Consider the following 25,435-nt stretch of genomic DNA (forward strand, 5'->3'; position numbering starts at 1 on the left):
GCCTCGCCAAAACGGACCGGCATCAACGCCAGCGGTGGCCAGCAGGCCAAGCATGCACTAACATTCCAACCGGATCACCCCATGGGGGCAGGCCAAGCGTATCGGGCGGGTGCCGTTCTTCCCAATGAAGCTGAAGAACGCTTGTCCGACTTCGGTGGACGGCGCGATGTGGTGGCCACGGACGTCCGGTTGCCGGAAAGTGCGCCGGACTGGATGGCCGACCGCATGCGCCTGTGGAACGCCGTCGAGACGGCGGAAAAGCGTAAAGATGCACGTCTGGCAAAAGAAGTGGAGTTCGCCCTGCCGCGCCAGTTGCCGCGTGCCATGTGGCTTCCGGTGGCGCGGGCGATGGCCGATGCGTACGCGGCGCAGGGTTTTGCGGCTGACCTTGCCATCCATGATGATGGTACCCAACACAATCCCCATGTCCATATCCTGCTGACCACGCGCGTGGTGACGGCCGAAGGGTTTGGCCCGAAAATCCGCAGCGCGGACGGGCGGCAGTTCGTGACCGAGGCGCGTACCCTCTGGGAGCGGATTGCCAACGAGGCCTTGCGCACGGCGGGCGTCGCCGTGGCGATCGACAGCCGCAGCTATGCCAAACGCAACCTGGACAAGGAGCCGGGCCAGCATCGCGGCCCAAACCCCGACGAACGACGCGCACGCAGGGACCGCCAGCGCGAGAGGGAGCTGACCATGCAGCATGAGAGCGATTTGCCCGTACCCGACCCGGACGGGTCGCCGATCCATCCGAAGGAATTGGAAGCCGCCGAACGGCGGATGCTGGACGAAGTCCATCGGGAGGAACCTCCCGTTGTTCAAGAGCCGAACGGCGATCTTCACGCCGCGCACGCGGCCATTGCACGGCAGAACAGCCGCGATATGACAGAGGATGAGGCGGCCGCCTACCGACTGGCACCGGAAAATATGCTGGACTGGCTGGGCGACGGTACGACGCGCGAGGACGTTCAGGCGCTTGACCGCTGGGAAAACCACCTCGACTGGCTGGACACGGCCAACGAGCGTCCCAGGCCGTCCGAGGACGGACAGTGGCAGGAACCGGATCGAGACCACAGGTAGAACTTGCGAAACCGAACAACCCGCCCCATCATCCGAACATGAGCGCAATCTACACCGGTTCTGTCCTTGGTATCCGTGAACTCACGGAGCGGCAGCGCGAGGCTGCGCGGGCGGAATTGGCGTGGCTGGAAACCGACCTGATCCGGCGGCGTAAGCGGTTGGCATATTGGACGATGCGGAAGGCGCAGGCGGAGACGATGGATATTCCTGATGAGCTACGCCGCAAGACGCTGCATTTCCATGCCCGCGCCACCGAGCTGGTGGCATCCGGGGAGCGACTGCGGGCCTACCTCGTAGCCGAACTGATCGAACAGCCTGAACATCAACCCGCTTACCACTACGCGCATTGACGACCCTGTCCACCGGAGGCTGCAATGGACATGACGACCCAATTGGAAGCACTCCGCGAGCGCGCGTTGACGCTTGAGGATACGATTCAGGATATCGACTATCAGATTGAGAAGGCGATGCACGCCGTTGCCGCCGGCACATCTGATGTGGGTCATGCCCTATCGGTCCTGGAAAGCCGCCGGAACGATCAGGCGGGATTGATGTTCGAGCTTGGCAAAGTGACCGCCCAGATCGAGGATTTTGAGAACCGTATCAGGGAGCAGGAGGAGCGCCCGGAAGAACGCCAATCGGCCATGGAATGGGAAGAGCGCGCTCCAGTTGCCGATGAGGACCATCTGGATTGGCTTCGCCCTACCCTCGATGTCACGGAGCATGAGCAATTTGCCGAACGGCATCCGCACTATGACGCCGAGGACCGCATGCTGGCCGAAATGCACCGACAGGACCGGGAGCCGGAGGATTATTTGGATTGGTGGAAGCGGTAGTTTGACGTTTGGCCAGACAGGAATAAATCGCGGCTTGGCAATAGTATTTTCGCTGCCTATCCAACTGTATCCGCGAGAAAAGGCGACAATCGCGAGCATTGCCCGCGATTATACAGTCCTCTACCGTCAACGCCAATCACGAGGATCTAGAGCAATCCACGCCTCAGGCACAACATTGTCGCTTACAGCAGTAGCCCAGTAACCGGTTGCAAACCCGCCGCTTTTAGATTTATCTAACTTAACCCAAATATTTCGTGACGAATCGAATAGGAAAATAGAATCTCCGTTGCGAGAGCGCTCTTGAAAATCATACTCCGCGAACGGTGAACGCTCTCTCCATGCTCCGTTCTTTCCAACAAACTCCACAATCATAGGCTCCCAGTTGTCTCCGTGCTTCACATGGGAAACTATATTCTGACGCTCCTCCGTGCCGGTCACCGTTCCCTTATTCCAACCAGCTTTGACCGCCTCTAAACGCTCATCTCGTGGAGGATGCGTGATTGATCCTCTCTGCGATAGCCGCGCAAACACCACCTGCGCTTGCTCCAAAGACCCTCCAAGTCTCGATACAGCAAAACCGGCAAAATGATCAGCTTCCAGTTCTCTTGGAGGCCTAGAACCGATAGTGTCTAGTGTATGTCCGCACAAATGGTGCCCGATTTCATGCGCGAGGATCGTCAATCCCGTCCAATTTTTGCTATTAGCATCGGCTATGCTACGCATGAAATTCTCCTCGTAGACAATTAGTCTCTCAGAATCCTTCAAGGTCGCATAGGCGTTAACGCGTCTATCTCTGACTGAAACAATTGTAAAATTCGCGGGCAAACCAATAGAATCGCACACGCTAACAACAACATCACGAGCTTCTTGAGTTGCATCGTAAGCCACGAACTGCTTCACTGGTGCATCATCGAAATAATTGCACACAGGGCCGGTTAGACTGATAGAGCGCGAACTATCTGCTGCGAATCCCTTGGACAATCCGCTACCAATGGACACAATTGACAGCCATGCAAACTGTCTTCTCGATATCCGGCAGGAGAGACACATGTTAGCTCCACGAAAAACGTCTCGCGAGGACAATTATCTATTCATGAAGCGCCGTTAAAGAACGCGCTGGAAGCCTGAAAAATTCCCGGCATTGTCATAGTTCACCTTATAGACGCCCTGACATGAAGAGGCTGCGCTTCGAGCGGGCCTTGTGTCTGCTCCAGCCGGTGCAGCCGGCTGAGGAATGGATTTCAGTAAGGTTGCGATCGCGGTCAGATTTTCCGGCGTCTTACTGTCAATTTGGACGTCAAAGCCGGTCAATTGCCATCCATCAACAAGTGTCGGTGTCGCCTTTACCGTTCCCATGCCAGCTCGCATGGTAATGGCGTACTCTTCAGTTTTATCTGGAAGTTCGAATTTATTGAGCTCGCAACGAACGCTCTTGTCATCTTTCACTTCAACGAACGCCAAGTAAGGAGCAGGCCTCCAGTAGCGTATTCCAGCCTGATTTTCTGACGTAACGCGGCGAACATCCACCCCGGCGCAACTTGATAAAATAAGAGATATACCAATAACGACCCTGTCCACTCGCATATCTAGCAACCTCACAGATCCCGCGACCGCACTAGAACCAATTATTCATACGCACAGCGATGATTCGCAACACCATATGAAATAAAATATTTGAATAAAAATTCTCCACGATATAATATTATTTAAAATTTAGCACCTACGCCATCATAGTTATGAAACACTACATATTTCGAAAGAGGATCCACAGAAAAAGGGGGATGTCATGCGACAATACTTCTTCATGAGTGCGCTCTTAGCATATGCCATCAATGGAAGCAGCGCCCTATCCCAGGAAAACGCATTCATTACACTCATGCAAACGCAAGACCTTACACCTCAGCAAACAGAAGCTCTGGCGCAGTTGAGACAACTTCCCTCGACGGAAGACGTGCAGGTAGTACGTGTCAATCCATCGATTCTTCGTGAGCAGCCCGAAGTCACGATACCTCTCCCAGATAGGGATTCGGTGGTGGTAGCGGCAGATACGCGCACATCGCTGGGTGAAGGGAACTTCGCCGTTGCAGGGCGCACTCAAACCGTTGGTGGCCTCGCGTTTGGCGGTGGCCCCGAGGAAACATCGACATTTGCGGTCAACGGAGACGCGGTCACGGGATCAATTCAAACCGACACCGGCCTTTACAGAATACGGCCAATAGGTGGCGGCGCCCATGCCTTAGTAAAGGTTGGCGCATTTCCTCCCGAGCATCCGGGATCGTTCAACGAAAGACGCAGTGAGAATCGCGACCTTCCTCCTTTTGCGGAGAACGTCGATAGCAACGTAGTCGATTTGAATATTCTCGTCGCATATACGCCTGCTGTTAGATCGAAATTGTTTGATGTTACGGGATTGGTTTCTCTAGCTTTCTTAGAGACAAATAGCTCATACCAGCTATCAGGAGTTCACATCAAAGCTGTTCCCGCGACACCGGCGCCGATCGAAGTAGCGTACACAGAGTCAGGGAGCATGGACGATGACCTTGCTAACCTCAAGAGCAAGAACGATAATATTATGGACGACCTTCACGAGATGAGGAACACGTCGAAAGCAGATATCGTTGTTTTGCTTGTAGACGACGATTCATTCTGCGGCCTCGCATCGGACATTTTGGGTTCGAAGGAAAGCGCGTTCGCAATAGTCTATCATGACTGCGCGACCGGGTATTATTCGTTCGCACATGAGATTGGGCACCTACAGGGAGCAAGACATAATCCGGAAGCAGATCCGACAAGCACGCCATTTCCGTACGGTCACGGCTATATGGATAGTGCGGCACGGAGAAGAACCATCATGGCCTATAACTGCCCAAATGATTGCAAACGCGAACCCCAGTGGGCTAGGCCAAAGGAATGGGGAACCCCTGATTTGCATCACGATGCGCGCGTCCTCAACGAAACCAGGAATTATGTTGCGTCGTTTCGATAGCGCGGATCCCCTATCGCCGGGCGTATGCAACATCCTCGCCTCTGGGTGGTTCGGACTGACGGCTGTGCGCAGGAAGTTCTGGCATCGGTATAGTCGGAAGCCGTCGCATGTAGGTCTCTGATTGCAGGGCGCTCCGCCTTTCCTGCAATGTGGGGTGCGTGGATAGTAGCGTACCGCCAACTTGGCCCCGAACCATGAGTCGCGCATGCTGCCGTTCAAAACGGCTCAGGTCCGGAAGTTGATGCAGCTTCTCCAGAGCGGTGATCATATCTTCTTTGCTGGTAAGTGCCGCACCCACGGCATCCGCCCAATACTCGCGTTTGCGCGACAAGCGCAGCACATAAAGCTCGGACAGCCACGTCAATATCCAGCGCCCCCAGCGCTGCAGCGTTCTGGAGAAGCCCAAATACCATACCAGCGCGTTCTGGAACGAGCGCGCCAGGCCCATGCGGCGCATGTCGTTGCTCACGACGTGCCCGAGTTCGTGGCCAATGATGGCATCCACTTCGGCTTCACTGAGGTTATCGATCAGCGGTTGCCCGATCACGACCAACGCATTGTCGGCATTTGCGCCTATTGCGTAGGCGTTGTTGTGCGGCATGGTCCCGACCCAAGGTCGGGTCCGCAATCCGAGTCTGGCCGCAAGCGCATGGACACGCAGTGCCAGCGGGTCATCCTCCTTGAGAAGCGCAATCCCGTGCTCGCGAACCGCGTTGGCCCGCTGCCGCCCGAGTCCGATAAACCCCCACACCGTTCCCCAGAGGGGAACCGCCCATAGGCCTCCCAGCAGGGTGCCCGCCGCTACACCAAGGCCGATCCCGACCGGCGCGGTAATAAGGCTGCCCCAGATGAGGCCAACCCAACTGCCGCCCACCAGGCCGAGCCAGGTCGGGAAGGTGCTATGCTGAATTGCCCGGTGGTCGATATTCGCTTCCGTCATCCCCATTCCCCCTGTGCATCATGCCGATCCGCTGTCTGCAATTCTCGCTTTTCTCGTGCACCACGAGCTGCGTCTTGAACGGTCGGGTGCCTGCAATGTCGGTGATGCCGTAGCGCCAGCCGTCGCTCTGCCATCCGCCGAGCAGTTCCCGCACCTCGTCGCTGGTCAGCAGCGGGCGCCCGAGGAACTGGATACTCTCGCTCATCGAGAAACCGGAATTGGCGGAAGCAGTGTCATCCCATCCGCCCAGGTGCGAGGACACGCTTGCGGTAGCGGTCGTGTTGCGGACGGCGTGGGTCTTGTGGCCGAGATAGCTGCCAATCATCTTCGCGGTTTCGTCGTCGTTGACCCCAAAGAACTGTTTGACCGCGCAGTTGAGGAACGGCCGCCAGCTGTTGTTCGGGTAGTACTCCTCGATGGAATAGATGTCCTGAAGGAAGAACCACAGCCGGACACCGGCCCCGGCATGCGTGCGGATGGCATCGCGGTACTCCGGAAAGGCGCCGATGTTGAGGAATTCATCCAGCACGAACAGAACGGGGATGTCGGGGACGCGCGGATTGGCGAGCATGGCGTCCAGCGCGGCCTTAAGGATCATGCGGAGCCAACCCGAAAACGTCTTCATCATATCGAACGGGATTTCGATATAGACCGTGGCAGGTCCATCCTTCAGGCTTTCGAAGGCTACGTCGCTGCCGCTGACGCTGCGCTGGATGTCGCGGTCCTTCCACTCGTAAAGCTTGCTGGACAGGGTTTCCTGCAAGACCTTCAGCCCGCGCTGGGCGTCCTTTTCCAGGATCACCTTGCCCGCGTCGGCCGAAGGCGGAAACGTCGCCATCTCTCTGGCGACCTTGAGCAAGCTGCTCCCCTTAAGCATCGCCATCTGGCACACTGTTGCCAGCGTCCGGCGATGCGGCGGGGCCTTGTAACGGACGTACATGATGAACCCCGTCATGATGCCCACTGCATCGTCCGCGAAGAACGCGGAAGACCTGGGGTCTTGCGGGAACATCTGCTGCGCGATGGCGCGCGCTTCGGCCTCGCGCTTTACCCGGCTGACGGGATCGAAGCGATGAACCGGCTTGCCGGAACCGTCATCGAGCGGTGCAATGCGATAGACCGGCCCGAGGGTGCTGCGCCATTGCGAGGTGGCCTCGAACAGCTCACCCTTGGGGTCCAGCACCACGCAGCTCCCCTGGTAGCGGAGGAGGTTGGGAATAATGGTGGTTTTGCCCTTGCCCGAGCGCGTCGGCGCGATTGTCAGGAGATGGCCGTCGCCGTCCCAATGGACGTAACCGGCGGGCTTGCCCTCCCCTTCATCGCTGAAGGTGCCGAGCAGGATGGAACGCGGATCGCTGAAGGCATTCTTGGGACGGAGGTAGCGTTGGAGGTCAGCGGAGGTCGGCCAGCGGGCGGAGCCGTAAAGCGGCGGGGGGTCGGCCAGGTGGCTGTCGCGGAGTGTGCGGGCTTCGAGGTCTCGTCTCGCACGCTCAAGGATGGGGGACGGGTCGCGGCCGGATCGGATGGCGGCTTCGACTGCGTCGGCGACTTCGGGACCGTAGGTTGCTTCAACGCCATGGCGGAAACGTCGGGCTTTCAGGTGTCTTCCAAGCTTAAGACCCCAGCTGCCGGACTTCATCATCAGCGCAAAGCTGCGCTCCAGATCTCCGAAGGGATCGAACTTATTGGTCACATTGTCGCCTCAGCCCAACTTAGGCGAGCATAACAACCATCGCGAGAAACACAATACCTATGCGCCTGCCCTAGCCTTCGCGTTTGAATCGGCAGCATTGCCACCGTTGATAATTTGGCCAGAGCGGATTGCAACTCTTGTCAGCCAGACCCGAAGCATCTCATAGTCGGGAAAAGAAGGGGGAAATATGCCAAGCGTTTTCTTTTCTTACTCGCATGCGGACGAAGGTCACAGGGATCAGCTCGAAAAGCAGCTGTCTATGCTGAAGCGGCAAGGTGTTATCGAGACTTGGCATGATCGACGTATTGGTGCGGGCGAAGAGATTCATCGCGCGATCGACGATCACATCAATACGGACAACATTATCCTACTGCTTATCAGTGCCGACTTTATCGCATCCGACTATTGCTATGATATCGAGATGCAACGCGCGATGGAACGTCACGACAAAGGCGAGGCTATCGTCATTCCGGTCATCCTTCGCGCGTGCGATTGGCACCATGCGCCGTTCGGCAAACTAAAGGCCGTGCCCTTAGACGGTAAGCCGATCACACAGTGGCCTGATATCGACGACGCCTTCCTGCAGGTGGCTAAGGCCGTCCGTGAGGCCGCTGAGCGTACTACACACGTTCGTGCATCCGCCCCGGGTACGCAGCGGTCCATGTCGTCTGCTGCAGCCCCCCCAAGGTCACCTCCACACGATGGCCCGCGATCGAGTAATCTGAGGGTCGCCAAAACATTCACGCAACGAGATAAAGACCAGTTCAAGCACGACACCTTTGAATATATAGCGCGCTTCTTTGAGAATTCACTCGGGGAATTGGGGCGCAGAAATCCGGGCTTTGATGGTGTATTTCGACGCGTCGACGCTAATCGCTTCTTCGCGACCATTTATCGCGACGGCAAAGATGTGGCGCGCGGTACCGTCTACTTGGGCGGGGACACCTGGGGTCGAAGCATCAACTATGTGCAGGGGGAGACTACCAGCAGCAATAGCTTGAATGAATCGCTCGACATCGCGGCCGACGACCAAACACTGTACCTCACGAGTATGGGCATGGCGTCGTTTGGGCGAGATCGCGACCAGAAACTGTCCCAGGAAGGTGCGGCCGAACTCCTCTGGGACATCCTGATAAGTCCCCTTCAAGGCGCGAACTAGGAAACCGAGATGCTTTCTCCCGATGAATTCACAGTTGGCACATTGGCGGATGCCGCGCCGTTGAGTTTGATACTGCCCCGCACACCATACGAAGAAACAGTGTTGATTGGTCGCGTCGAGCAAGGACCGGCGGCGGTGTTTCTGTCTGGTCAGTTCGCATTCCATTTCTTCGAAAGCTCAGGCAATACAAGCTGGAAGGGCCTTATCGTCCCTAATGTTCGCATTGAGGTGGACGAGGCGAGTCTTTTTGAGCCCAGCTCTGGCGGCGCAATTCTCGGATCTGTTGCAAGAATGGATACTCGGCTCGTTGTTCGGGCTAAACGCGAGCGTTCGTTTGATGGCGGGGCTGCAGTGACCCTACACGAAGGGTTGACGGACGCTGGCGATTTCCGAGCAGGATTTTCCCGATGGCAGATCGCAATCGGAAATGGACAGGAAAAGCGCGTGCTTTGGCAGACGCCCCATCCTGCGCCAAGTGGTAGTTTGTGAAAGATGCGTCAGGTGGGACTGTGGATGCCGAGCAGATTGGTTGTGGGATTCCTTGGATTGTTACTCGGTGTCGCTGGGGTAGAAATCGCTACGGCTGACGATGGCATAGAAGAAGGCTATGCCAAGAAGAGCGGTATATCTGCCGGTACAGAGATGAAACATTTTGTCGACAGCGCATTTCGCCAGCTAGAGGTTCGCGAAAATTTTACACTGAATGTGTGCAACAAAACAAACCGCGATCTAAAACTCGCCTTTTATAGCAAATATAACAATCTCGTCGCTGATGACGAGTACGTTGTCATGGGCTGGTTTGATGCCACGAAAAACTCATGTACCGAACTCACCGACATGGCCAAGGGGGATTTTGCATTCTACGCAAATAACGGTGCAGGTCGGGAATGGGCCGGCAAGGATCGCAAGCTGTGTGTGGAATCGGCCCGGTTTAAGCGGGTCTACTATGGTGAGAATCAATGCGCCAAATCGTTGCTGAAAGGGTTCACAGATCTGGTTATCGATTCCAACTACCACACCATTACCATTTCCCGATAGCGACGGGCTTGCCTAGCGAGTAAACGATCTCGCCACCTTCGGGTGAAGTCTGAAGCGGTTGCGATTTTCCATCGGCGATCTGATAAACGGCGCCGCTTCCGCCATCCAGAACCGCAAACCCGTTGTGTCGTTGGACTGTGCCACCCGAAACCTTGGCGTCAAGTGCCAGCGCTGGTCCGCTGCTTGCATTGGTTAGAATGAGAACGCGCAAGCCGCTATTGTCACTGCCCCGCAAATGCGCGACGCCGCCAGAGTCCTGACAGACCACCCCATCACCAGTGGCAATATAGTCGAGGTCCCCATCGCCATCGATATCGATCCGGGTGACGAAATCATCCGTGAAAGTCACCGAGTAATTGCTGTCGAGTGCGAAGCATGCGGCGCTGAAATCGGATAGGGCCAACATGAGAGGAACCGGATAGGCCTCCGTCATCTGTTGCAGCTTTGCTACCTCGCCCTGGAGCGCAGCGTCGTGGTCGGCGTTCGCGCGGGCTCGGTCTGCAATCCATTGCTGCAATGCTGCGCGCTTGCCTTTGAGGCTGTCATCGCCCGAATGCAGATCGAGATTGTCGGCATACAGTTCAGCTATGTGGTTGGGCAGGCTTTCGGCGCTCACCGCCCTTGGTGCGCGGAATGGGACGCATTCTGTGCTCGATTGCCCGACATACAGCTGGCTCTCGAACTGTATCCCCCGCCGATCCTCGGCAAGCCGGTAGAGCAGCCAGTAACCGAACTTGTCACCTCGTTGAACGGTGGCGTACTCCGCGTCGGTAAGATTGCGGATCCGCATTTGCCAGGCATCTCTGGAGGTCTCCCCTCGCGCATTTGTAGCGGTGCGCAAGGCCCATTGGCCCGGTTCGTCCGTTCTTTCAGATACAAGCCGGATGGCGACCGGGCGAGATCCCAGTAGTGCGAACTCCTGTGCGGCGGACGAGCAGGCCGAACCAGTGAAGCCCGGCGTCCCGTCATTCCGACTTTCGTGCTTTATGTCCGACCAGGCCAGTTCCGTTCCCGACAGGACGGCATTGAGCTCGGCCGCAAGCCGACGCCCAGACATGCCTTTCTCGGTGAAATCCGAAAAAGCGATGACTTCAAAGCCGTCGGGTGCCTTCGAGATGACGAAATGCGAATGCGTGGTCCTGTCGGTGGTACGACAGGTCCCGCCTTGGGAGGCCGCATCGTTGCCAAGAGGCGTCAACTCGCCCTGGGTGTAGCCCCCCTTGCAGCGCTGGGACTGTTGCTGAATCTGCTGCTGGAGGAACGTCGCAGCATCCGCGAATGGGATGCCGGTCGTAAGTGGAACAAAGGCGACTCGCCCCCGAGCGTCGCCCGACACAAATTCGGCGTCGGCTCCTTCATCCGTGGACAGGTAACGGGTGAGAACGGCCTCGGAGAACGCCCCTTTCAGAAAAAGTCCTCGAATATCATGGAACACTCGCCAGCGCTGGCCACATAGATCGTCATTGCTCGGCCCTTTGCAGACTGCGGGGCTCCCGTGAAGCTTAAACGGAACATAAACCCAGTCAGTCAGCTTGGAACTTTCACCGACGGACACCTCACCGCCCTTGGTGCGGCCGTAGAACCCGATATTGCGTACTTTCTGGCAGTCGCCTTCGATTATCGCCCGAATCCGCCCCAGCATCTGCTGGAACTGCTCGGAACCATCGGTCAGAACGTTTGCGGAGGCGGCTCTCAACCGGACTGTCACGCCCCTGTCACACCAACCACTTCCCCCATCGACCTGGAACGAGACCGGCAAGGCCTTTGATGTACCAAAGGGAGCGGGTGCAGCGTTCGCTGCCCCTGCTGTGATCACAAGAGGTAAAACAAGCGAAAGGAATCGCGTTAGACCGACCATCCATTCGGACCTTTGCAACCGGTGACCGTATCCTGGGAGACCTGACCGTTTGCCAGGGTGACATTCTGCTGGACCGTTCGGCATTGCTTGCCCCCAGCGTTACTCTCGCGGACGACCTTGGTTTTTCCGCTCACACCTGTCTTAGCATTTCGGAACGACTTGCTTTGACCGCTCTTGATGGAAGCTGTTGTGATCTCTTTCAGGCGGGCACGGTCCTGCGCATCAAGCTGCGCGCCAATGCTGCCGCCGATAAATCCGCCAACTGCCGCACCGAGCACCCCAGCGGCAACACGTCCACCGCCACTACCGAATTGAGAGCCAATGAGCCCGCCGGTAACAGCGCCAATCACCGCGCCCGATTGTTGCTTTGGCCCGCTTGTCTCACACGACGACAAGCCAACTGCCGCACACAGCAGCAGAACCATTTTCATATGCTTCATGATACCCCTATCTAGTTAGCATCTTCCGGGAACTGGGAACGGTGTTGTGAAGTTGACTTCGCCGGGGTCGCAAGGACGCGAATAGACCTGCGGCGTCCTTGTTGGCCGAGACTTTGCCGTGGTGTCCGGCGGTGGGCCATAGTTGGGATCGCGCGAAGAGGTGAACTCTGCCGAACTTTCGACCTCGCTCTGGGAATAATCATCAAAATCACGCGGCCGGAAGCTGCTCTCGGAGTCAATCACTCGCTCGCTCTCAGGTGCCTTGGTTCTTATTTCCTCCGGAGTATCCGGCGCCAAATTATACTGCTCTATATTCCCTAATTCCCCAGTTATGCTTCCTTCATTCCGATAGAAACCAGCATCTGTAAACGACCTATCAAATGACGTTTCTCTGGCGGCGTTAATAGTTTCCTGCATTTGGTGATATTTTTGGATATTGAGATTCTCCGACGTCGCTATTTTTTGCTTTTCAAGCTCAGCCCATTCTTGGATGTACGAAGGCTCCTCAACGAACGGACTGAGTTTTCTTAGCGTATCACGGCCAAATTCTACAATTTCGTGGCGGTTGTCGTACGCTATTTTTCCCACGTCATGAGCCGTCTTGGCAGCTGGGACAAAGAACAAAAAGTCCGTGTCGGTTGCCGCCTCACCACTTCGCCATTTTTGCGCAAGGTTTTGAACGCCGTCTTTTGTATCAATAATTGCTCCGACGCCGCCAATAGTCATTCCGAGTAGTTTCGTAGCTTTAGAGAGCCCGCTATCGCCAACCGTGCCCTTTTCAATGAGGTCTATTCCCAGCATAGCGGCTGTCGCCGCATCATCAGCGAAAGAGCCTGACGGCGCGGAACTTAGAACTGATACCAGAAGTGCTCTGATGCTATTCTGATTAGACACCGGTTATCCGTTTAGAAAGGTGCGACGAAATTGTTCATAATCACTTTCGAGACTGAGCAGTCGTTATCCTTCTTAGTGAGCATGACATAGCCTCCTAACCTAGGATTGTCCTTGCTGCGAAATGCAAACACGTTTTCCGCATCCGTTGAAAACGAGATAGTAAAAATTGGTTTGTCAGAATAGCTAAGTCCTATTTGGGCTGGCTTCAGCGTCTTCAGGGTCGAGAAACATGACTCCGTCAACGTACGTTTGGAGAGTTTGATGAACGCCTCGAGATTTTTTTGTACCAGCAGCGCGGTATCGCGATCATATTTATATTTCTTAATAAACACATCCGGGACGTGTGTTGACTTCAGGAAATCTTGTTCAATTCGTTCTACGACGGCAGGCCGTCCTCCCAACATGTTTTCGAAGTATGATTTCGATTCCTCCATTTTATAGAGATCCTCTGACACAGATCGGCCAGGCAGGAGTCCTGCGTCATACTTTAATCCATCTACGGATTTCGCCGAAATAAACAAATCAGAGGATGGGTTATATAGCAAATAATAGTCTTTTTTATTATATGAGTATTTACTAATAGTAGATCCCTGTAAAAGGATCTGCGCCACTGCGCGCGACTGATCATATGATAAGACTGGACGTCCTTGTTCTATGTTGTCAGAATAGATTGATGCGTTTATTCCAACAAATACAGCGTCAGAGACGGCATTTATAAATCCTGGATTTGCTGGAATTCTACCTTGTGATTGAAGGTCGTTGTTGCTTTGTCCAATAGCGTTTGTGGCCCACATGGCTACTACAAGTGCGGACGCGCTTTTTATGAAGAATCGTACCATGTAAGATTGATATTGGTATTCAACAACAAGCGCAAGTCGCAAAATCTCTCTGCGAATCTCCTACCGCCCACAAGACTAGCGGCCAAGGGCGTAAACAGCATCTCCCCCTTTGGGGATCTTTGATGTCTCTGTAGCATTGCCATCGGCAAGTTTGTATTTTCGTTGGCTCGCAATAACGATCGCGAAACCTTCGTGAGAGCGAATTTCAGCTCCCGTTGTGAAGATGTCGAGTGCCTTTGAGACCTCGCCCTCTTGCCCGGTGAACACTTTGAGACCAGTGCCGCCATTGCCTCCAGCCATGGTGACAATTTTGCCGTTCTGTACGCAGCTTGCTCCATCGCCGTTCAAGATGAAGTCCTGATCACCATCCTGGTCGATGTCAGTGACGGTCAGATAGTCTTCGGTGAAACTCCCAATCGCGTCCTCTCCGCAGACCTGATCCCACGCAATAAACTCCCGCGCTACTGCTGCGGGAAGCCCGGCGAGGGATGGACGCTCACCCGTATAGGTAGGCTGGGCCCCACTGCGCTTGCCACCGGCCCCTTGAATGATCCGGTTGGCATCGCCCCCTTGCACTGCGCCAGACTTGGCATCCGCCGAACACGACAACGCTCCGGCTTCGAACCGGCATCGTGACAGGCCAGTAGGAAGGGGGACACGAAACAGGCTACTCTCTTCTTTGGTGCGGAAGCACATGGCGGTCAAAGGCTCATCGGCCTCGAAGAGATAGTTGAACTCCCAATGACCATTGATGGTCTCTGGCGTGAAAACCTTTGGCGGTTGATGGCTGCCGATCTCGACGAGAGCACTGTTAACGGGTACGCCGCAAGCGTTGGCAATTGTCGTGCCAGCGGCCACCGGAGCTGCATCGACCGCACCTGGCGGCGCGACCTGAAGAACAGTAGCAGGAGCCTCCTCCGGCAGACCGAGCGCTTGGCGCAGCCGAGAGCGCATCTGATCCGGAGAGCCGCTGCCGTCGCCGGTCAGCCTGGAAAGGTACATATGCAGCGCCATTGCTGGCATGTCGTTGAGGGAGACCAACTCGGGAGATTCCGGCACGAGTATGCAATCGTGCGGAGCCGGGTTCACGTCACCAAACATGTACTGGACAGTGAAGCGCGTCGGATCGTCCCCGCTATGCAGTTGGTAGACGGCCCAGCCGTCGAAGGTTGCGCGAGACACATAGTCGAAAATGGCGTCTGGACTTTGAAGCCCGAACGATGCTTCCCAATCCGTTTTGCCATCACGAAGGCCAAACCCGCCTTTCTCTGTAAGATGCGGAAACACGCGAATGGCTATCGCCTTCTCGAATCCATTTGCCTTGGAAGCGCAAGCGGACTTCGCGAAATCGAAATTCTGCTGCGGACCAGCCGAAACTGACGAGCAAAGCCCCAAGAGAAACATACCCGCATACGCAATCTTGATCATTACCAGCCCCGTGTCGATATGGTATCAATGGGATCTCAGCCTTAGCTCATCCATGGGATGGAGAAATGGGCCGCGAGTCGGCTTCCAATGTCGAGGAAATACAGCCTTAAATTGCTTTAGCACTTCCTGCAAGTGATCATGCTGCAATCACCACGCCTGCATCACCAGGTTATTACCAGTTCTGGATACTCCGTCACGATGGATGGCCGAATAGCATCCTGTTCGAAGAACGTCGGCCGCCAAATGTAATGGAATTGCTCGCCATCCAGCCACTCTTCCAACGCTTTTGCGGCGTCGGTATCTGAGAGGTCGAACGGGTGTTCCTGCATGATGCGGTAGTGGCGGTGGCCGAGGAAGGCCGCTTCGTCGATGGCGGTGGCTACCGTTGCAGGCTTGAAGATCTTGTTGGCGTACTTCGTCCGAACGTTGGTCGCCATCATGTAATTGCCTTCCGCGCGCTTCATTGAAAGGCCCTCCCCAGATAGGTGTCCGTGATTTTGAGGCGACCGTGCCCCAGCTCGGCGGATATCTGGCGGCGGGCCGAGCGGTCAGCTTCGCGTTCTTTCGCCGTCATATCCTCCCAGAGCTTGCCGCCCGCGAGCGGGCAGGCTTGTCCGGTTAGCGCGGCATAGCGCTGCTGGGCATAGGCGTGGCGGAACCCGTGGGTGTTCCGCAGTCCCGACTTGAGAGTGTGGTATTCGAACCGCTTGAGGTGTTCGACATAGCTTAACTGCGCGGGGATGAGCGAGCCCCGGCCTGGCATGAAACGGACGATGTGTTCGAGGACTTGCCGCTGCTCCAGGGTGGTGATGGGGATCGTACGTGCCCTACCCCCTTTGGTCCAACTGGCCTGCAACATGATAACGTCGGTGCGGATCGCAGCCTGGGGTTGGAATTTCATGGCCTCCTCACGTCGGAGACCGAACGCGACCTGCAACAGGATGGTTGCCTTTATGTAGGGGCACTCGATGGCCCGAAACTTTGCGCCGTCGAGCTTTTGTGCGCGATTGCGGATCGCGCCGCCGCGTTCGGCAACCCCGTAGGTGGCGTTGTCACGACTGACCACGTTCGGCTTGCTGACCTTCTCGGCCCACCAACGAAGCCAGGTCAGGCGGTTGCGGATGCTCGCTTCTGTCGTGTCCGCATCCAGCCATCGTTCGACCAAAGCCTCGACGTGCTTGGGCTTGAGCGAACCGGCGTTCGGCAGTTTATAGCCGAGATCGCGCAGTTCGTTGGCCATAGCGGACAGTCCGCGTTTGCGATTGCTTCGTGTGCCATAGGATCCATCCCTATTGCGTTGACACAGTCGCACCAGGTCCATAGTCAGGTCGTCCATCTTGCTCGCTTCCTTTAGAGCTGAGTGTTGATGGCTGATGCCTGTCCTTGGATCAGGTCACCCCGCGAAATCATTCGCGGCAGGGCCGGAATGCGTAGTCCTTCTTACGGTATTAGCCTCCAGAGCCAGCCGGGCGGCTGGCCGATGTGGTTTGCCCTGTTGGGCGTCCGGAACCCGCACGGCGGGCACCAGAATGTCGGCCGCCGCGGCGGCGCTCGGATGAGATGAGCATGCATGTTGCTCTCCTATAGTTGGGGAAAAGGTCGGGTGAGATGGATCAGGCATTCGCTTGACCTGCCGCGATAGTGAACGCGGTCGCCCGTTAATGGCCAGCACGTTGCGCTGGAAATGATATGTCCGACGCCGAGCGGAGCGCAGCGTCATTTGCGTGTCACGCGGCGATGTTTGCGGAAAGCTCTTTGCCACCGAGGGTTCGGCGCGGTCCGTCACTCCCCAACCTGTTGGCGAGTGACGGACCTCCGGTCTTCCGCATGGACGGACGACATACGTCCGACTTCCTTCTTGATGCGGCTCTGCCCGACGCCGGAACGCAGCCTCGGCCACAGCGCCATGCCGCTGTCGGCATGGCATGGGTGGTGTTTTGCCGGAGCTGTCCGTTGAGGCCGGTCACGCCCGTCGCAACCGGTGTGGTCGGGTGTGACACCGCCCGCCCCGCCCGCAAGGCATCCAGCCGTATCCCGAGGGAGCCTCGGCCGGACCCTCCATTGCGGGCAGGCGTATGCGCGGCGTCTGCGGGGCACCCGACCGGTCGCGAAGGGCGTGACCGGACCAACCAACGGGAGCATCCCAATATGAGCAAAGACACCACCAACACCACGCCGACGCATCACGTCTACGTGGTCGAAGGCAAAGGCGACACCGCCTTCTGGACCAAAATCGGAGCCGCATGGCAGCATGCCGATGGCAACGGCCTCAACATCACGTTGACCCTGCTGCCCCTCGATGGCCGCGTGGTTATCCGCACCGCCAAGGCAGGTGAAACCACCCGCCGCAGAGGACGCGGGCAATGATGCCCGCGTCCTATCGCGTCCGCGACGGCCACCTCCATTTCCCGGAGGTGGCCATGCCGGAAAACACCGTCATTCACGGTGACTGCGTGCAGGTCATGGCTGGAATGCCCGCCGCATCCGTGGATTTCGTGTTGACCGATCCGCCGTATATCTGCGGCTATCGTGACCGGCAGGGCCGCACGATCGCCAACGATACCTGTGCCGACTGGCTGGAACCGGCGTTCCGCGAGATCTACCGCCTGATGAAACCGGATACCCTATGCATCAGCTTCTACGGCTGGACCGCGACGGAGGCATTCCTGGCCGCCTGGCAGGCGGCCGGGTTCCGCCGAGTTGGGCATCTGGTGTTCTGCAAACCCTATGCGTCGCGCACCGGACTGTTCCGGTCGTCACACGAAAGCGCCTATGTACTGGCGAAAGGCCGTCCGCCGATGCCCGCGCATCCCGCCTCCGATGTGTCGGGCTGGGTCTACACCGGTAATAAGCTGCACCCGACCCAAAAGCCGGTCGAGGTGCTGGAGCCGCTTATCCGGACGTATTGCCCAGTGGGTGGGCTGGTGCTTGATCCGTTTTGCGGTTCCGGTTCGACGCTGGTTGCCGCACGGGAATGCACGCGCCGCTATGTCGGCATTGAACTGGATGCACAACATGCCGATATCGCACGGGCACGCCTTGGGGAGCGGCCTCACACATGAGGAGCTGACCACACGCACGCGGCCATGCGCTTGAATTCACGCACCCCCAGCGCGCCGCGTTCGCGCGCCTTTGAGCCGGGCCGTGCTAAGCGGTCGATCACCAACGAATACGGGGCCTCCCAGATTTCTTGCGGGTCGAGCGTCGCATTATCAAGTAAAACCACCATCACCGTGTCGCACACGGCATCGCGTTTGAGCATGCCCAACCTTTGGCCCGGCTTGCTTTGTTCCCCGAACGCGCGGCCCTTGATCTGAATGTGTTCCTTGCGTCCATCCGGGTGATGGCGGATCGCGTCATAACCAGCGGTTCGCGCGGGCGCGAGTTCCAATCCCAACAAATCCGCAGCAGCGGCTTCCGCAATCTCGCCGGTGACGCCCAGCGGCTTGCCGGTAAGCCGATAATATTCCGCAGCCAGCGGTCTAATCGCCGTCAGAATGTCACGTATGCGAACTGTAGTGGCAGTGGTGAGCGCTGTGTCCATGCAACCAGCATAACCACGCTCAGACGAAAATCGATGGGTATTACGCGAGGCGCCTGATCGTGCTTTCGCTGACGCCGAAATCCACTGCTATCTCCGCGCAGCCTTCGCCATTGGCCCGGCGCTCTATTGCAATCTTGCGGGCGGAAAGGTCGAGCTTCGGTTTGCGCCCAAACTTCACCCCGCGCTGCCGCGCCAGTTCCCGGCCCTGCGCGGTATTCTCCAATATTCGCCGCCGGTGCCAACGCGCCGCCCAGCCGACCATGAAAGCGATGAGGTCGGCCATCTCCGACGTGGTGTCGATGAACGGTTCGTCCAGCAGTCGCAGGCCCGCGCCTGCGGCTTTGACGGTGTTAAGGATTTGCACCAGGTCGAGTGGATCACGCGCCACCCGGTCACTCGCTGTGGCGAGCATCACGTCCCCTCTTTCCAGGTGGGCCAGGAGCCTTCTGAGTTCTAGGCGATCGGCGGTATTCTTCCCGCTGCGCTTCTCATGGAAAATCTGCTCGCAACCGGCCTTTTGCAGCCTGTCGAGCTGATAGGCAAGGTCTTGGGTTTCGGTGGATACGCGCGCATAGCCATAGATCATGGCCGCACCTTGCCGGGGGCGGCAGCAAACGACGAAGGCAAATGCAAAGCTTTCAACTGATTAAAGAAATTGTCTTTAACTCTTGCTTGCCGCTGTCATAAATTACAACTTTTGCAAGAGTATCTGAACGGCAAAATGCACCTGCTAGACTACATTCACAACACCTAAATTACCTTGAGATTCAGCTTTCGGACATCTGCCAAGCGCGCGGGCATGCCTCCGTCATATGTCGTGATTTTTGATATCCAGATTTTGCCAACGGCAAAGCCGGACGGCGGTTCAGGCCGTTCAGATCCGGCATGGACTCCGCTTCGGTTGCATCACTACGGGGACCAACGATGCAATTCACGCTCAACATGATTCAACCTCGATTTAAGGCAGCCACTGTCGGCGCTGTTGCTCTCCTCCTTGCGGCCTGCTCCGGGTCCGGCATCGATGGAAAGTATCGCGATCCGAAGGGTAACACCGTTAATTTTCTTGAGGACGGGACAGCCGTCTTCGTGATCAACGGAACGCAGGCCATCTGGAAATGGGCAACCTATGACGGCAATCGCCTGAAGCTTGAACCCGGTCCCGGCGTTCTCGGCGTATCCGCAGCGGTCTGCGACTACAAGCTTGATGGCTCCAGCCTGCGCGTGACTGGCTGCGACTATGCCATGCAGCTCACGCGTGTATGATCCTCGGCGGACTTACCAACGCTTCCTATATCTCAGTTATTCCCGAACTCAATCCCATCAGGGGTAACCCATGAAATCAAAGCTACTCGCGGCGGCATTGGCCGCATCCATACTTCCTGCCTGCTCAAGCGAGGCAAACTCCCTCGAAGACAAGAGCCCCGAGGAAATTGCCGCATACATCCTTTTTGGCATGGAGGAGGATCAGTGGGAGGTGACAGGCGGAACGATGATGATGGCGGTCAGGAACGCGAAGCCGCTACACATGGTGCTGGCTGCACAAAACAAGGCGGCGAGGTTTGATCTGGTGGAGACGGCAGTGAATATGTCGGACGGATGCCGGTTCACGACCACCGTCAAGGATACAACCCGTAGCCCTGACTTCAAGCGAGGCACATTCGCGGTCGATTTTAGCGGCCTTTCCGCTGTCCGCTTGGACACCGTTTCAAATGGCAAGGTCTTTGCGTACCTAGACGGCGCGAAAATCCAATGCGTGGATAGCGACGAGGGCTTTTGCGAGTTCTTCAACGCCGACACCGCTGTCACGGGTGAGTGGCGGTGGCGCTATGATTTTCGCGAGCACGAGACCGAGAGCAGGCAGGCTCAGATGGACGAAACCGTGACCTACTTTAAAGCGAACATATGCAAGCCAAGCACGTGAGGCGCTTTATTGCTCCTGTCGTTGCCAGCTTCTTGGCAACGACAGCGTCTGGGCAAGAGGAGCCGCTGCACCCGCCGCTTGAACAGCAGGCGTTCAGCCTTGATCCGGAGGATGGGTGTTTCCGGTACAGTGGCACGGCGTTTGACTTTGTCGGGCGCTTCCGGGCTGGCGCCTATGTCAGCGTCACCATGGACAACCCAGAGCGTTTCCCCGCCATGGACGCCCCGGAATACAAGGCTCCTGGCTCCGCCTCGTGGTTCGGCCCCCTGCCGGAGAGCCGGAATTACGGCATCACGTTTACGCCGTCGTACTTGCACGGGTCTTCGGATCGCGTGGAGATTTGTGGGCGGATGTCGCCGCCCACGTAGAACGGTGGCCCTATTCGTCGGCGGAAAACTCTCGTCCGCCTGCGAGAATGCGCAGGATGACTACGTCGTCGTCCTCGACGACAAACGCGATGCTGACGCTGCGTTCGAAACCGACGACACGCAAACCGGGACGGATTTCATCGCGTACCGTGCCGCGCTCGGGAAACACCTCGAATGAGGCGAGGAAGCCATCGATGCGCTCGATGTAGCGATCGGCGGTGACTGTCGAGGCGGAACGCCTTTCCACAAAGCCATGGATATGCACCAGGTCCGTCTCCGCTTCCGGTGACAGGCGAACGGTATAATGCTTCACCGGGCTTTGGCCTTGGCAATCCGCGCCCGCACATTCGCCATCCCTTGCTCCAGCGGTACGGCACGCGTGGGATCGGCCTTGTGGGCGTCGTAAGCCGGGGCGACTTCATCGCGCAGCCAGCGTTCCACCACGGCATCCCGTGCGGCGAGCGTGCGCAGGCCGTCGCGGATAACTTCGCTTTCGGTGGCGTACTCACCTGAGGCCACCTTGGCCTTGACCATTTCGGCCATTTCTATCGGAAGGGTGATGCTGAGGGATTGGGTTGTGCGCATGGCGATCGCTTTCGTTGATGGTCCCTTATAGCATGCGACACGATTTAATCCTACTGCCTACTCCCACGTATAATGCCACGTAGAATGAACGCTGGCTCTTTTTGGGCCTGGATATCTCCGCTTAACAACGCCCTGCAGGGAGTAGTCCATTGCCCGTCAACAAGATGGCAGGCTCCATCAACAGCATCAAGGCTGCCTGCGGCCCCGCTGTGCGGCTTCGGCCTTGACCCTGCCGCCGGAACCTGCCGTTGGCTTGGGAAGGGCAAATGGACAGATATCGGCGTTCCGCCGCTATTGCTTACGGTAGTAGGCGTTCCATGCTAGGCGAATGTCGTAGAAGGTCCATTCGCGGCGACGGCCGAAGGACGGACTTGGGCGGGTGAAGCAGTCAACAAGGCCGGTTTCCCGCTGGAATTTCATAAACCACGCGGCGGATTTTGGCTTGCCGCGCGGCGTGAGTTCAATCTGGCGGATCAGGCCGCTATGCGCCCATTGGTCCTCCGGATTGGAAATCGTGCTGGGATCGGTGAGGTAGGCACGGAGTTGCCGCACCGTGGCATCGTCCGGCGTCTGGTGGAGTTCCGCGCGCAGGTCCGCGACGGCCAGCGCGGCACCCTGGCGGGCCGCTTCGGTCAGTATCTCGCGCAATTGGGCGTTGGTCAGCACAAGGGCCTGTAGGGCTTCCATGGGCATGGCTTTCGTTGATGGGATTTTGCGGCTGAATGTCGCCGCAACGCCATTCCGACACGGCCTGCAAATGACGTCAAGCCGCCACCGCGTCGATGACGTCGTGGCTATCGTCAACGGTCACACCAAGTCCGAGAAGCACACCAAGGCGTTCCGTCACCGGCCGCAACGGGTCCACCAGGCCGAGGTCGTAGATAGCCGTGGTGGCGAGGTTGCCCTTGTGATCGACGTAGTGGGAAAGGGCGTCGTGCGAGACGCCTTGTCCAGTCAGCATGAGGGAAATGGCTATCCGCTTCAGGTCGTACAACTGGAAATGCGCCGGGACGCCCTCCAACGCCTTGAAGCGGTCCAGCCCCTTGCGGAAGTTGTCGCGGGGCTGCGTCTGGTCGGTGTGCGACGGGAACAGCAGCTTGCTTTCCGGCCAGCGCGCGCGTTGCGCCCGCACCATCGCGGCGACCTTCGGATGGATGGGCACCGAGCGGAAGGAATACTCATAGATGGAACGCGAGAGTTTGATGCCCTTGGTGTTGTGCTTATGCCAAACCAGCTTCTCCAGGTCGAAGTGCCCGAATTCGGCGTTGTTGAGATCGCTGGGGCGGGCCATCGTCAGGAACAGGATGCCCATGTAGTTGCAAAGTTCCTGCATCTGGTCGTTGGCGGTCAGTACCCGCGCCCTGACGAGCGCCATGTCCCGCTTGGCGAACCCGTCCAGATGGTCGGTCTCCGGCGGCACCTCCATCACCGGATAGAAGATGTAGGTCGCAATCTTCCGAATTTGCTCTGTGGAATAGTCCCGGCGGTGGCGCATCACCTTTTGCATGCGGATCGGCGTGCACGGGTTGCGCATATCGACCAGTTGCATACGGATAGCCCAATTGAAAAGGGAGGACACGCGGGAAAGGGCGCTGTTGTGGTTACAGGGAGAGGAAGCAAACTGCCGCTGGAATTGCTCGATATCGGACGGCTTGATGGCGGCAAAAGCCCGATCGCCAAACATCTTACCGAAATCGGAATAGGCTTTCTTCTTGTTGTGACCGCGACGGGAGACGTTGCTTGGAGCTTGTCGCAGGCGTCCCGCTACTAATCTGACGAAGGCACCCTGCGACACATTCGATAACCCGCTGATATGGCTTTCCCAGTATTGACCGATGACGTCATGCACCGTCAGGAAGTGTTTCCGTCGCGGGTTTACCCGGTCGGCCTCGGGGTCAGCTCCACCCTCTAGCTGCCGCTTGCGGCTAACGACCTCCATCCGCGCGGATGCAACATTATGAAGGACGGTCGAACCAACGACCTTCCGATAGCGCTGGCCATTCAGTTGGTAGGCATGAACAAATGCCTTGCGCCCGAGTTTCGTTACCCGGAGCCCCAACCCGGAAACGGAGTTGTTGCGAATACGACCATCGGCCCCGACAGGGTGGTCCCAGTAAATTTCCTGATCTTTTCCGGCCGGGCAATTGGCCGACAAAACGATGTCGTCAGTTAAAAATACATTTGGCATTCCATGTAACTTCCATGTAATGAATTTACATCAAATGTTACATGGAATGCAAATAAATGATCTGCATAAATCTTCAAAAAATGACAGAAATACAGGATATTACACTTTGTACCGAATTCTCGAAATAGCGCCTTTTCCGGTTGGTAATGACGAGGTCGGCAGTTCAATCCTGCCTAGCAGCACCATGATTTCAAAGATTTACGTGTTTGATTTATCCGAGCAGCACTCCATGTATCATTCATGTAACGACGGGCCAATTTCCCGACTGCTCAGCATTTCGAAGAAATGTATGACCTTAGGGTTAGCCCAAAACGGATCCTTCCGATGGCCGCCGCGCCCCTCAATTCCTAAAGAGTGTATTCCGTCTCAACGGTAATCGAACCAATATAGTAGTCGTATCCATCCTGGTACTCGTTATCGAAGACATCGAAGCGGGTACCATAATTCGGATTTGAAACGTACATATGCACTTTGTTATCCACCGCATCGAAAGTAATGTCCCACGCCTTATTCTGCGTAATTTTCTCGTATCCGGTATAATAGTTTAGATGGCGAGAAGGCGCTTCGCCGATAACGATAACTTGAGGGTCGAGCTTAACTAACCACGAGTCCGGGATTTTACCGGAATTGCGGCCATGGTGCGGCGCGAAAACCACCGTAGTCTTGGTGAGTTCAATGTCATCCACGATAGATTCCATGAATTCCGTTTCAAGATCTCCGATCCACAAGAAGCTGGCGCCATCCTCGATCGAATACCTACATACGAGTGAAATGTTGTTAAAGGCAATTCCGTCAGCGGCGTCCTGCAGGGCTTGCTTGAAGTCTGCGTTTTCGCGATCAGGCCATAGAACAGCAATACCCGCTGTCTTCCGCTCATCATTGGACTGGTTCATCCATCGGCGCTTGCAGCCCTTATAGACGTAGTATGCTTTCTTAGAATCATCGCGAAGTTCACAATAGCGCTCGAATGACTCGGTTACGACGTCCTTCGTCGCTTCATTCTCCACGCAGTAGAAATTACTGATCTTGATCTGGTCATCGAGATACGGAAGACCCTGAAAATGGTCCTCGTCCGGATGAGTAGAGATAAAGCGCGTGATGCCCTTTTTGCCTGCTTCAGCTTTGATCTCGGCGACAATTTCCTCCTGGTTTTCATGCGTCAGACAGCAATCGATGATTGTGAAGTTGTCGCTGTTATGCCGAATGTAAAACATGTCTCCGTTACCAACGGACAGCGATTTTACCAGAGCCATTGAAATTCCTTTTGTTGTGCAAAAAATCTATTATTTGATGAGACGCAATAGGAAATTGAATGGATTCTGATTACTTATTACCCACCCCGATATTGCTAGCCGGCGTGGAAACCATCACCCCAAGAAGGAGCGCATATGAGATTTTGCGGCGAATCTTGTCAGCGCGCACGGACGCCTACACTCCCGTTTGAATACTTGACCCATATGGTGATATACGCAAGAGAATGCGCCCGTCGCGGCGCGTTGTGAGAACGCGGCGGAAGTTACCGTTAAGCATTACACCTTGTGTATGGCCTGCCCCCATGGGGTGATCCGGTTGGAATGTTAGTGCATGCTTGGCCTGCTGGCCACCGCTGGCGTTGATGCCGGTCCGTTTTGGCGAGGC

General features: G+C 56.7%; 30 protein-coding genes. 12 read left to right on the top strand and 18 right to left on the bottom strand.

What is annotated here, in order from left to right:
• Positions 1-81 precede the first annotated feature (81 nt).
• From CRO48_RS29875 to CRO48_RS29885, 3 genes are read left to right on the top strand one after another with little or no spacing between them, the layout of a single operon-like run.
• On the top strand, positions 82-1,080 hold the full coding sequence (locus CRO48_RS29875) for a MobA/MobL family protein (RefSeq protein ID WP_097143324.1): 999 nt from the start codon (positions 82-84) through the stop codon (positions 1,078-1,080).
• A 38-nt stretch (positions 1,081-1,118) separates the two neighbouring features.
• Positions 1,119-1,430: a hypothetical protein gene (locus CRO48_RS29880; RefSeq protein ID WP_097143299.1), complete on the top strand. Its 312-nt coding sequence runs from the start codon at positions 1,119-1,121 to the stop codon at positions 1,428-1,430.
• A 24-nt stretch (positions 1,431-1,454) separates the two neighbouring features.
• On the top strand, positions 1,455-1,916 hold the full coding sequence (locus CRO48_RS29885; RefSeq protein WP_097143300.1) for a hypothetical protein: 462 nt from the start codon (positions 1,455-1,457) through the stop codon (positions 1,914-1,916).
• Positions 1,917-2,042: 126 nt separating this feature from the next.
• Here CRO48_RS29885 and CRO48_RS29890 read toward each other — a convergent pair whose 3' ends face one another.
• Both CRO48_RS29890 and CRO48_RS31950 read right to left on the bottom strand, forming a co-directional pair.
• The gene (locus CRO48_RS29890; protein ID WP_176526947.1) at positions 2,043-2,816 is read right to left on the bottom strand and encodes a M48 family metalloprotease; all 774 of its coding nucleotides are present in this window, start codon (positions 2,814-2,816) and stop codon (positions 2,043-2,045) included.
• A 204-nt stretch (positions 2,817-3,020) separates the two neighbouring features.
• Entirely contained in the window at positions 3,021-3,494 is a 474-nt protein-coding gene (locus CRO48_RS31950) for a hypothetical protein (RefSeq protein WP_141402148.1), read from the bottom strand.
• Between the two features lie 208 nt (positions 3,495-3,702).
• Here CRO48_RS31950 and CRO48_RS29895 point away from each other — a divergent pair, with 208 nt between their 5' ends.
• Positions 3,703-4,902 (top strand): M12 family metallo-peptidase, encoded by a 1,200-nt coding sequence (locus tag CRO48_RS29895; RefSeq protein ID WP_097143302.1) that lies wholly within the window; start codon positions 3,703-3,705, stop codon positions 4,900-4,902.
• Positions 4,903-4,912: 10 nt separating this feature from the next.
• On the opposite strand, the gene CRO48_RS29900 is transcribed toward CRO48_RS29895, so the two are convergent.
• Positions 4,913-5,842, bottom strand: a complete 930-nt coding sequence (locus CRO48_RS29900) for a M48 family metalloprotease (RefSeq protein ID WP_097143326.1) — start codon at positions 5,840-5,842, stop codon at positions 4,913-4,915.
• Positions 5,802-7,535, bottom strand: coding sequence for a type IV secretory system conjugative DNA transfer family protein (locus tag CRO48_RS29905; protein WP_245423717.1), 1,734 nt, complete (start codon positions 7,533-7,535; stop codon positions 5,802-5,804). Before CRO48_RS29905 ends, CRO48_RS29900 begins: the two co-directional genes overlap by 41 nt.
• Positions 7,536-7,722: 187 nt before the next feature.
• On the opposite strand from CRO48_RS29905, the gene CRO48_RS29910 reads away from it, so the two are divergent.
• The 3 genes from CRO48_RS29910 to CRO48_RS29920 are packed head-to-tail and all read left to right on the top strand — an operon-like array spanning position 7,723 to position 9,732.
• Positions 7,723-8,694 (top strand): toll/interleukin-1 receptor domain-containing protein, encoded by a 972-nt coding sequence (locus tag CRO48_RS29910; protein ID WP_097143303.1) that lies wholly within the window; start codon positions 7,723-7,725, stop codon positions 8,692-8,694.
• Between the two features lie 9 nt (positions 8,695-8,703).
• Positions 8,704-9,183 (top strand): hypothetical protein, encoded by a 480-nt coding sequence (locus tag CRO48_RS29915; RefSeq protein WP_097143304.1) that lies wholly within the window; start codon positions 8,704-8,706, stop codon positions 9,181-9,183.
• 24 nt (positions 9,184-9,207) lie between these two features.
• The gene (locus CRO48_RS29920; protein WP_176526948.1) at positions 9,208-9,732 is read left to right on the top strand and encodes a DUF1036 domain-containing protein; all 525 of its coding nucleotides are present in this window, start codon (positions 9,208-9,210) and stop codon (positions 9,730-9,732) included.
• Here the strand turns inward: CRO48_RS29920 and CRO48_RS29925 are convergent.
• The 7 genes from CRO48_RS29925 to CRO48_RS29955 all read right to left on the bottom strand — a co-directional run bounded on the left by CRO48_RS29925 (position 9,716) and on the right by CRO48_RS29955 (position 16,527).
• On the bottom strand, positions 9,716-11,440 hold the full coding sequence (locus tag CRO48_RS29925; protein WP_141402149.1) for a hypothetical protein: 1,725 nt from the start codon (positions 11,438-11,440) through the stop codon (positions 9,716-9,718). The two genes, CRO48_RS29920 and CRO48_RS29925, sit on opposite strands and share 17 nt — an antisense overlap.
• A gap of 137 nt (positions 11,441-11,577) precedes the next feature.
• Positions 11,578-12,030, bottom strand: coding sequence for a glycine zipper 2TM domain-containing protein (locus CRO48_RS29930; protein ID WP_097143307.1), 453 nt, complete (start codon positions 12,028-12,030; stop codon positions 11,578-11,580).
• 15 nt (positions 12,031-12,045) lie between these two features.
• Positions 12,046-12,831, bottom strand: coding sequence for a hypothetical protein (locus tag CRO48_RS29935; RefSeq protein WP_097143308.1), 786 nt, complete (start codon positions 12,829-12,831; stop codon positions 12,046-12,048).
• 104 nt (positions 12,832-12,935) lie between these two features.
• The gene (locus tag CRO48_RS31955; protein ID WP_141402150.1) at positions 12,936-13,805 is read right to left on the bottom strand and encodes a hypothetical protein; all 870 of its coding nucleotides are present in this window, start codon (positions 13,803-13,805) and stop codon (positions 12,936-12,938) included.
• A 33-nt stretch (positions 13,806-13,838) separates the two neighbouring features.
• The gene (locus tag CRO48_RS29945; RefSeq protein WP_097143310.1) at positions 13,839-15,191 is read right to left on the bottom strand and encodes a hypothetical protein; all 1,353 of its coding nucleotides are present in this window, start codon (positions 15,189-15,191) and stop codon (positions 13,839-13,841) included.
• Positions 15,192-15,352: 161 nt separating this feature from the next.
• Positions 15,353-15,655, bottom strand: a complete 303-nt coding sequence (locus CRO48_RS29950) for a hypothetical protein (RefSeq protein WP_097143311.1) — start codon at positions 15,653-15,655, stop codon at positions 15,353-15,355.
• Positions 15,652-16,527 (bottom strand): phage integrase N-terminal domain-containing protein, encoded by an 876-nt coding sequence (locus CRO48_RS29955; protein WP_097143312.1) that lies wholly within the window; start codon positions 16,525-16,527, stop codon positions 15,652-15,654. The genes CRO48_RS29950 and CRO48_RS29955 overlap by 4 nt, the downstream gene beginning before the upstream one ends.
• An 812-nt stretch (positions 16,528-17,339) precedes the next feature.
• Here CRO48_RS29955 and CRO48_RS29960 point away from each other — a divergent pair.
• Together CRO48_RS29960 and CRO48_RS29965 are read left to right on the top strand one after the other, a co-directional pair.
• Entirely contained in the window at positions 17,340-17,558 is a 219-nt protein-coding gene (locus CRO48_RS29960) for a hypothetical protein (protein ID WP_097143313.1), read from the top strand.
• Positions 17,555-18,253, top strand: coding sequence for a DNA methyltransferase (locus CRO48_RS29965; protein WP_245423718.1), 699 nt, complete (start codon positions 17,555-17,557; stop codon positions 18,251-18,253). Before CRO48_RS29960 ends, CRO48_RS29965 begins: the two co-directional genes overlap by 4 nt.
• On the opposite strand, the gene CRO48_RS29970 is transcribed toward CRO48_RS29965, so the two are convergent.
• Together CRO48_RS29970 and CRO48_RS29975 are read right to left on the bottom strand one after the other, a co-directional pair.
• Positions 18,244-18,735, bottom strand: a complete 492-nt coding sequence (locus tag CRO48_RS29970; RefSeq protein ID WP_097143314.1) for a DUF6998 domain-containing protein — start codon at positions 18,733-18,735, stop codon at positions 18,244-18,246. The two genes, CRO48_RS29965 and CRO48_RS29970, sit on opposite strands and share 10 nt — an antisense overlap.
• A 40-nt stretch (positions 18,736-18,775) precedes the next feature.
• Positions 18,776-19,321, bottom strand: coding sequence for a recombinase family protein (locus tag CRO48_RS29975; protein ID WP_097143315.1), 546 nt, complete (start codon positions 19,319-19,321; stop codon positions 18,776-18,778).
• Positions 19,322-19,659: 338 nt separating this feature from the next.
• On the opposite strand from CRO48_RS29975, the gene CRO48_RS29980 reads away from it, so the two are divergent.
• The 3 genes from CRO48_RS29980 (at position 19,660) to CRO48_RS32725 (ending at position 21,024) form a co-directional block, all read left to right on the top strand.
• Positions 19,660-19,998, top strand: a complete 339-nt coding sequence (locus CRO48_RS29980; protein WP_097143316.1) for a hypothetical protein — start codon at positions 19,660-19,662, stop codon at positions 19,996-19,998.
• Between the two features lie 70 nt (positions 19,999-20,068).
• Positions 20,069-20,656 carry a hypothetical protein gene (locus tag CRO48_RS29985; protein ID WP_097143317.1) on the top strand — a complete coding sequence of 196 codons (588 nt, stop codon included), beginning with the start codon at positions 20,069-20,071 and terminating at the stop codon, positions 20,654-20,656.
• Complete coding sequence (locus tag CRO48_RS32725) at positions 20,638-21,024, top strand: hypothetical protein (protein ID WP_097143318.1); 387 nt, start codon at positions 20,638-20,640, stop codon at positions 21,022-21,024. Before CRO48_RS29985 ends, CRO48_RS32725 begins: the two co-directional genes overlap by 19 nt.
• 10 nt (positions 21,025-21,034) lie before the next feature.
• On the opposite strand, the gene CRO48_RS29995 is transcribed toward CRO48_RS32725, so the two are convergent.
• From CRO48_RS29995 to CRO48_RS30015, 5 genes are all read right to left on the bottom strand, one after another.
• Positions 21,035-21,337, bottom strand: a complete 303-nt coding sequence (locus CRO48_RS29995; RefSeq protein ID WP_097143319.1) for a type II toxin-antitoxin system RelE/ParE family toxin — start codon at positions 21,335-21,337, stop codon at positions 21,035-21,037.
• Positions 21,334-21,609, bottom strand: coding sequence for a ribbon-helix-helix domain-containing protein (locus CRO48_RS30000; RefSeq protein WP_097143320.1), 276 nt, complete (start codon positions 21,607-21,609; stop codon positions 21,334-21,336). Before CRO48_RS30000 ends, CRO48_RS29995 begins: the two co-directional genes overlap by 4 nt.
• Positions 21,610-21,900: 291 nt before the next feature.
• The gene (locus tag CRO48_RS30005) at positions 21,901-22,296 is read right to left on the bottom strand and encodes a hypothetical protein (protein WP_097143321.1); all 396 of its coding nucleotides are present in this window, start codon (positions 22,294-22,296) and stop codon (positions 21,901-21,903) included.
• A gap of 76 nt (positions 22,297-22,372) precedes the next feature.
• Complete coding sequence (locus CRO48_RS30010) at positions 22,373-23,797, bottom strand: integrase family protein (protein WP_097143322.1); 1,425 nt, start codon at positions 23,795-23,797, stop codon at positions 22,373-22,375.
• A 347-nt stretch (positions 23,798-24,144) separates the two neighbouring features.
• Positions 24,145-25,050, bottom strand: a complete 906-nt coding sequence (locus CRO48_RS30015; RefSeq protein ID WP_097143323.1) for a ComEC/Rec2 family competence protein — start codon at positions 25,048-25,050, stop codon at positions 24,145-24,147.
• Between the last annotated feature and the right edge of the window lie 385 nt (positions 25,051-25,435).

The organism is Rhizobium subbaraonis (genome assembly GCF_900220975.1).
Lineage (GTDB): Bacteria > Pseudomonadota > Alphaproteobacteria > Rhizobiales > Rhizobiaceae > Mycoplana > Mycoplana subbaraonis.